Source organism: Wolbachia endosymbiont of Drosophila barbarae (genome assembly GCF_044752445.1).
GTDB classification, from domain to species: Bacteria; Pseudomonadota; Alphaproteobacteria; order Rickettsiales; family Anaplasmataceae; genus Wolbachia; species Wolbachia pipientis.
The window spans coordinates 1-7,302 of sequence record NZ_JBIXJM010000130.1 but is presented as its reverse complement, the minus strand read 5'-3'; the positions used below and the strand labels follow the sequence as shown (position 1 = coordinate 7,302).

Below are 7,302 nucleotides of genomic sequence, written 5' to 3'. Positions count from 1 at the left end.
TTATACCTTATTATTTTCCTTCACTCTATCAACTTTACTTACACTTTTCCTTAACTTGACGCGTATGGTTCAAAAAAGTGTGTCAAACCAAAAAAAAAGTAATAAATTGATATAAAAAAAATGGAGGTTTGACAATGAGTCAGAAAGTAGTAAACAGAACTACCGGTTTGGTAGATTACAAAGAACTGGAAGCAAATATACTGTCATCAATAAGGGAAGGCAGACCATTAACAGGAAGGGATGGAGCATTTACACCATTTATAAAAAAGCTGCTGGAGGCAAGTTTGGAAGGTGAAATAGAAAATCACTTATTAGCTGAAAGTGAAGAGAGGGTTTGGTTGGAAGAAGTGGAGTAGCGAATGGATATACAAAACGCTGGGTCTATATTCAGACTACAGAATAAGGTATTACAAACCGAAAGCATCACCAGCACAATATGTTATAAACTTTGGTAAAGAATCTGCTAGGAAAGCGTAGTGCGGATGCTGCGTTTGACGAGGCGGGAGCTGGAAACGTTAACATGGGAATTTGGATTGAGGCCTATTGTGAAAACAATGGATCAGCCACCAAACCCTAAAGTAGGCGCACCAGTTCTTGACCCTACATATTTTTTTGAAGGTTAAATCCAGCTTAGGGTCGAGAAACTTAGATAAAGCCATAGCCAAAGTGTTTAAAAATATTAATAATTATACACACAATTATTCAACCATATTTTTGAAGATAGCTATGCCGCCGCGGTATCTCTTAGCCGCTAACAAGTAGCGGGATGACGATTGTTGGAAATCTAAGTCAATTTAGCTATAGGCAGCAATTTTCTGTATTTATTTTAAATTGAAGGAAGCTCAAATGAAAGATCATGTTTTGCTAAAAATCACAGAATGCAGTCTAACAGTGAACGGTTACGCTTTTGATCAAAAATGTTATATAGTACACAATCAATTTTTCTGGATCCAAGTAGTCAAGGCACTGCCTTTGTGTTTGAGGCAAAATCGGCTATAACACTTAACATACTGCCTTTGCAAACAAATGTTCGTACAGTTATGTGTCAGCTACTTGCATGACGCCATTGCCTGAACGGGTACCAATGATTACCTATCAATCTCACCAAAAACTATATCGAGTGAGCCAATAATTGCTGCAACGTCAGCAAGCATGTGTCCTTTTGCCATAAAGTCTAAGGCTTGTAAATGCGCAAAGCCAGGTGCTCTTATTCGGCACCTATAAGGTCTATTGGTACCATCTGAAACTATATACACTCCAAACTCACCTTTTGGTGCCTCAACAACTGCGTAAGCCTCACCTTCTGGTACGTGATATCCTTCTGAATAGAGCTTAAAATGGTGAATCAGAGCTTCCATAGATTTTTTCATCTCTACTCTTGACGGTGGAGAAATTTTTCTATCTTCAGTTTTTATTTGCCCTTCAGGCATTTTCTCTATGCACTGCTTCACCAAACTGATAGATTGCCTAATCTCTGCCATTCTAACTAGATAACGGTCATAACAGTCGCCATTTTGGCCGATCGGTATATCAAAATCTAGTTGATCATATATCTCATATGGCTGGCTTTTTCGCAAATCCCAAGCAAGCCCAGCAGCGCGCAACATTGGGCCACTAAAGCCCCAATCAAGTGCCTGTTTAATTGATATTTCACTAATTCCTACAGTGCGTTGCTTCCATATCCTATTTTCTGTTAAAAGTTCATCAACATCGTCTATATATTTTGGAAATTGCTCTATAAACTTTGCAATATCCTCAATCAAATCTTCTGGAACATCTGCTGCAATTCCACCTGGCCTGATGTAAGCTGCGTGAAACCTTGCACCTGAAGCTCTTTCGTAAAATTCCAGTATTTTTTCTCTTTCTTCAAAGAGCCATAAAAGAGGGGTCATTGCTCCAACATCAAGTGCTTGAGAAGAAACGTTCAGTAAATGATTTAGTATTCTCGTCAGTTCACAAAACAAGACACGTAAATACTTTGCCCTAATTGGCACTTCACATTGCAACAATTTCTCCACACAAAGTGAATATGCATGCTCTTGTGACATTGGTGATACGTAATCAAGGCGATCAAAATAAGGCAAAGCTTGAAGATACGTTTTATGTTCTATTAATTTTTCAGTACCGCGGTGCAAAAGCCCAATATGGGGATCTGCCCTCTCGATCACTTCACCATCCATCTCTAAAACAAGACGCAACACTCCATGTGCAGCTGGGTGCTGAGGTCCAAAATTTAACATCATTGTCTTTAGATCGGGCATGTCCAGTAGTTTAAGATATTAAAATTGTATAGGCTAAAGTGCGCTCAAAGTCAATAAACTTCTTGCATAGGCTACAACTATCATTCAATAGAAACAAAAACTTTTACAATGGCTAATAAGTGTTGGTAAAACCAAGTCACTTTAGCTATAGAATGACAAAAAAGGTTTGCATTAGCCAAATTTTTAGTTGAAGTAGCATAAGAGGTTAAAGGAAAAGCTTTGTGTTAATGGATTCATTTCAGGTATAGTATAGATAATACCACAATACTTATAAAATGGATCATGTTGTTAATGCGTATAATAGACTTGACACTCCTATAGTCAGGGGAGAAGGGGCATATCTTTTTGATAAAGATGGTAAAAAATATTTAGATTTTGCTGCAGGTATTTCTACAACTTCTTTAGGGCATTGTCATCCATACATTACAGATAAGCTGAAAGAGCAATCGAGCTCATTATGGCACTGCTCTAACATTTTCACTATTCCCGAGCAAGAAAGGCTTGCCGAGCGTTTAACAACCCTGACTTTTGCAGATAAAGTTTTTTTCTGCTCAAGTGGGCTTGAAGCAACAGAAGCTGCAATTAAGTTTATTCGTCGTTACTTTTATTCAAAAGGGCAAGCAAAACGTAATCGTATTATTACAATTGAAGGAGGCTTTCATGGCCGCAGTATTGCTGCAATTTCTGCTGGAGGCAATGAAAAATCACGCGAAGGTTTTGCTCCGCTCCTTTCTGGTTTTGATAAAGTGCCAAGAAATGACATTAAAGCATTAGAAGAAAAAATCAACAATGAAATAGCTGCTGTATTTTTAGAGCCCATACAAAGCGAAGGTGGAGTATATCCACTAGACGTAGAATATCTTCAAAAAGTAAGGGAAATAACAAAAGCTCAAGGAATAATTTTGTGCTTTGATGAAGTGCAGTGCGGATATGGACGCATCGGTTCTTTATTTCATTATCAAAATGTCGGCATTGAACCTGATATGCTAACCTGTGCGAAGGCTATGGGTAACGGTTTTCCTGTAGCTGCATGTTTAGTGAAAGATTATATAGCAGAAGCAATTACTCCAGGAACTCATGGATCAACCTATGGTGGCAATCCACTTGCCATGACTGTTGGTAATGCAGTGCTCGATATAATGCTAAAAGAAGACTTTTTTGATCATGTTAAAAGAATTAGTAAATATTTAAAAGAAAAGCTGTTGCTTTTAGCTAAAGAATTTCCTGAGATGATTTTAGAAGTTCGTGGAGAAGGGTTACTAATGGGAATAGAACTAGCAACTCTTGTAGCTGATAAAATTATTAGTCGATCTCTTGATAAAGGTTTAATAATAACTAGGGTTTTAAACAACAAAGTAGTAAGGGTAACCCCACCACTTATCATTGAGGATGAGCATGTGAACGCAGCGTGTAATATGCTTTATGATTTGTTTTTTAAGATTAAAGGTATATAAAATTCGGCAATATAAATTCAGGCTTGCAAATGCCTCTCATAACATGTAAAATTAATTTTATTTTTTATCACAATAACATCGTACTTTAATGGATTGGTTATTGGTCTTAGTATCATCAGCAATTTTTGTTTTGTTAGTTTTATCGTTTTTGTTCTCAGGAGCAGAAATAGGCTTAACCTCAATTAGCCGTTCTCGAGTTAATAAGCTAAAGCTAGACGGTAACAAAAAAGCCAGGGTAATAGATCGCTTATTAAATAGGAAAGAATTGACAATAGGAACGGTATTGCTCGGCAATACAATTATTAATATTACTTGCTCTGCTTTATTTACAGCAATATTTATCAATCTTTTTGGAAATGAGGGCATTCTCCTATCAACAATTATAATGACATTTTGTATTTTATTGTTCTGCGAAGTTCTACCAAAAACTTATGCTATTCAAAATCCTGAAAAATTTGCATCATTTTCTGCTTATTTTGTATTGTTTTTTGTAAAGATTTTTTCTCCATTGACACTAGGTATTCAATTTATTGTTAACCTCATCCTAAAATTATGTGGGCTGCATAAAGATAAGGAAGTGATATCTGCAGCGGATGCAATGCGTAATATGATTACTCTTCACCGCAGTGAAGGAACTATGTTGCAACAGGATTTAGATATGCTAAGCAGCATACTTGATTTGGCTGAGACAGAGATATCACAAATTATGACCCATAGAAGAAACCTATTTTCTCTTGATATAGATCGGAATAAAGAAGAGTTAATAAGAGAGATTTTAACCAGCAGTCACAGTAGAGTACCTTTATGGCAGAAGGAACCAGATAACATTGTAGGTGTAATTCACGTGAAAGCTCTAATAAATGCTTTGCGTGAAAAGAATAATAAAGCGGAAGAAGTTGACATTACCCAAGTTATGTCAAGGCCTTGGTTCATACCAGAAAGTACACCGCTCAGCGTGCAACTTCACAACTTCCGTAAGAACAGGAAACACCTTGCATTTGTTATTGATGAGTATGGAGCACTGCAGGGAATTGTAACTCTTGAGGATATACTGGAAGAAATAGTTGGAGAAATTTCGGATGAACATGATTTGATTACGGAGAATTTTATAAAGAAAATATCTGATAATATGTATCACATAGAAGGAAAATCTACTATTAGGGACATTAACAGGCAGTTATACTGGAATCTCCCTGATGAAGAAGCTACAACTCTAGCAGGTATGATTGTGAATGAAATAGAGCGCATTCCTGACGAAGGCGAGGAGTTTTCCATGTATGGTTTTCGCTTTAAGATTTTAAAAAAAGATAAAAATATTATTACTGTTGTTGAAGTGCAAGTAAAAACTGGTAATATTAGTGGCAGCAATTAATTAGTGGAGTTTCATGGAAGATACAGTAAAAATAACGGCTGAAGAGTTGAAGGGTTACATAGAGAGAATCGAAAAACTTGAACAAGAAAAGAGGGATGTGCAAGATCACATTCGTGATGTATATGCAAAAGCCGCAGATGAAGGTTGGGATATAAAAGTGATGAAACAAATTATTAGGCTGAGGAAGATGGATGATGATGACAGAGAGGAACAAGAAATATTGCTTGATACCTATAAACGTGCATTGGGAATGAGCTACGAAGAAGAGTTAAGTGAATAGCAGAATTGTAATTGGAATAAGTGGAGCATCTGGTTCTATTTACGGTGTGCGTATTTTAGAAGCGTTGAAAGACGTCGATTATGAAACTCATTTAGTGATAAGTCGTGCTGGGAAAATAACTTTAGCTCACGAGATTAAAGAAAAACTTGAAGATATTACATCACTTGCAGATTTTTACTATTCTGAAGAAAAGATTGGAGAAAAAATAGCAAGCGGCTCATTTAAAACCTCAGGGATGATTGTAGCACCATGCTCTATGAAGACAATGTCTGAAATCGCATCAGGTGTTACTTCCAATCTATTGACAAGGGCTGCAGATGTAACGCTAAAAGAAAGAAGAAAGTTAGTTCTTATGGTGCGAGAGTCACCACTGCATCTTGGGCATTTACAAAATATGTTAAAATTAACGGAGATGGGAGCAATTATTGCTCCACCAGTGCCTGCTTTTTATATTAAACCGAAATTGTTGGATGATATTATTAATCATTCTGTTGGCAAAGTATTGGATTTATTTGATATCAAATTACCCGACTTTAAGGAGTGGCAAGGAAGTGACAATTATTATTGATGGTAAAAAAATAGCAAACGACCTATGTGAGAGGCTATCACAAAAAATTGATATTTTAAAGAGAGAGTATAACATTTTTCCTTGCCTGAAAGTAATTCTCGTGGGCAGCAATCCAGCAAGTCAGGTTTATGTTCGCAACAAACAGAAAAAAGCAGAATCAATAGGCATAAGTTCTGAGACCATTGTTTTGCCTGATAATATTTCAGAAGATGAATTAATTGAAAAAATCAATGAATTAAATGAAGATCCATCTGTGCATGGCATTTTAGTGCAATTGCCTTTACCAAATCATATTAGTGCAAGCAGAGTAATTAACACAGTAAGTGTTGAAAAAGATGTAGATGGCTTTCATGATGAAAACGTTGGCAAATTAGTTAAAGGTGAAAAAAACTGCCTTATACCTTGCACTCCTAAAGGTTCTTTGCATTTAATTAAGTCAATTGAAGAGAACCTTTCCGGTAAAAACGCAGTGGTAATTGGTAGGTCAAATATCGTGGGCAAGCCAATGTTTTACCTGCTATTGCAAGAAAACTGCACTGTCACCATCTTGCATTCACAAAGCAAGGATTTAGCTGAATATTGCTCTAAAGCGGATATAGTAGTTGCAGCAGTCGGAAAGCCAAATTTTGTTCAAGCAGACTGGATAAAGAAAGGTGCAATAGTGATCGATGTTGGCATAAATAGCGTTAACGTAGGAAAGCTTGTAGGTGATGTTGACTTTGAAGGAATAAAAGGGAAAGCCAAAGCTATGACCCCAGTACCCGGGGGCGTTGGCCCAATGACCATTGCATTTCTAATGATGAACACTGTTATTGCTGCTTGCTTGCAAAGGGAGTTGATGCTTCTGATTTCATTAGTTGAGGTATGAAGAGGAAAGCTATATGAAGATAGAATGTACCATATCACAATTAGTAAAAAATTGAGATTTTTGAAATTCCTCAGTAGTCAAATTTATTAAATATTTAGGATCATCATCTATTCTTTTTTCTCTACAAGTATAGCTAAAGTGGCTTAGGTTTACCTACAATTTGAAAAACAACAAATTCGTCATTCCGCTACTCGTTAGCGGAATCTATGCTGAGATACCGCGGCGATATGACGTAGGGAAACCTTTCTTGGGTTAGCTATAGTTAGTGGAATTGCAAAGTTTCTAGGCATAAAAAGCTTTGAACCTAATATATGAGCCAAACTTGATTTTCCAACCGTAGATACACCTGTAATAAAAATAATAGTCTTCATTTTGTGAATTTACTTGCTATATGAACTATCGGAGAAATTTTTTTATAGTTTATAGTATCTGACCTTACCCAGAAAAAGTGGAGAGAAAGTTTGGAATGTTTTTCACAAAGAGAATGATGAATCAAAAT

The 7,302-nt window shown here is 36.4% G+C and carries 7 protein-coding genes and 1 pseudogene; 7 read left to right on the top strand and 1 reads right to left on the bottom strand.

Translation table 11 applies throughout. The annotated features are described in order from the left end of the window. Window positions 1-134: 134 nt before the first annotated feature. Window positions 135-329: pseudogene (locus ACIPNH_RS01990) on the top strand (IS256 family transposase); the annotation flags it as partial. Window positions 330-917: 588 nt separating this feature from the next. Further along, a complete protein-coding gene (locus ACIPNH_RS01985) occupies window positions 918-1,061 on the top strand; it encodes a hypothetical protein (protein WP_153296793.1) in 144 nt (47 codons plus the stop codon). 27 nt (window positions 1,062-1,088) lie between these two features. Here the strand turns inward: ACIPNH_RS01985 and ACIPNH_RS01980 are convergent, their stop codons facing one another. Next, entirely contained in the window at window positions 1,089-2,261 is a 1,173-nt protein-coding gene (locus ACIPNH_RS01980) for an NADH-quinone oxidoreductase subunit D (protein ID WP_264339441.1), read from the bottom strand. Between the two features lie 275 nt (window positions 2,262-2,536). Here ACIPNH_RS01980 and ACIPNH_RS01975 point away from each other — a divergent pair, with 275 nt between their 5' ends. From ACIPNH_RS01975 to folD, 5 genes are all read left to right on the top strand, one after another. Then, window positions 2,537-3,715: an aspartate aminotransferase family protein gene (locus tag ACIPNH_RS01975; RefSeq protein ID WP_155968466.1), complete on the top strand. Its 1,179-nt coding sequence runs from the start codon at window positions 2,537-2,539 to the stop codon at window positions 3,713-3,715. An 88-nt stretch (window positions 3,716-3,803) separates the two neighbouring features. After that, window positions 3,804-5,087, top strand: a complete 1,284-nt coding sequence (locus ACIPNH_RS01970; protein WP_007549013.1) for an HlyC/CorC family transporter — start codon at window positions 3,804-3,806, stop codon at window positions 5,085-5,087. Window positions 5,088-5,100: 13 nt separating this feature from the next. Then, window positions 5,101-5,367: a DUF2312 domain-containing protein gene (locus tag ACIPNH_RS01965; RefSeq protein WP_010082293.1), complete on the top strand. Its 267-nt coding sequence runs from the start codon at window positions 5,101-5,103 to the stop codon at window positions 5,365-5,367. Then, window positions 5,360-5,935 carry a UbiX family flavin prenyltransferase gene (locus ACIPNH_RS01960; protein ID WP_400771397.1) on the top strand — a complete coding sequence of 192 codons (576 nt, stop codon included), beginning with the start codon at window positions 5,360-5,362 and terminating at the stop codon, window positions 5,933-5,935. Before ACIPNH_RS01965 ends, ACIPNH_RS01960 begins: the two co-directional genes overlap by 8 nt. Beyond that, window positions 5,919-6,803: a bifunctional methylenetetrahydrofolate dehydrogenase/methenyltetrahydrofolate cyclohydrolase FolD gene (folD, locus tag ACIPNH_RS01955; protein ID WP_400771394.1), complete on the top strand. Its 885-nt coding sequence runs from the start codon at window positions 5,919-5,921 to the stop codon at window positions 6,801-6,803. The genes ACIPNH_RS01960 and folD overlap by 17 nt, the downstream gene beginning before the upstream one ends. Window positions 6,804-7,302 lie beyond the last annotated feature (499 nt).

Coding starts and splice junctions, on each gene's coding strand:
- ACIPNH_RS01985 (WP_153296793.1), top strand. CDS start 918: ATGTTATATAGTACACAATCAATTTTTCTGGATCCAAGTAGTCAAGGC.
- ACIPNH_RS01980 (WP_264339441.1), bottom strand. CDS start 2,261: ATGCCCGATCTAAAGACAATGATGTTAAATTTTGGACCTCAGCACCCA.
- ACIPNH_RS01975 (WP_155968466.1), top strand. CDS start 2,537: ATGGATCATGTTGTTAATGCGTATAATAGACTTGACACTCCTATAGTC.
- ACIPNH_RS01970 (WP_007549013.1), top strand. CDS start 3,804: ATGGATTGGTTATTGGTCTTAGTATCATCAGCAATTTTTGTTTTGTTA.
- ACIPNH_RS01965 (WP_010082293.1), top strand. CDS start 5,101: ATGGAAGATACAGTAAAAATAACGGCTGAAGAGTTGAAGGGTTACATA.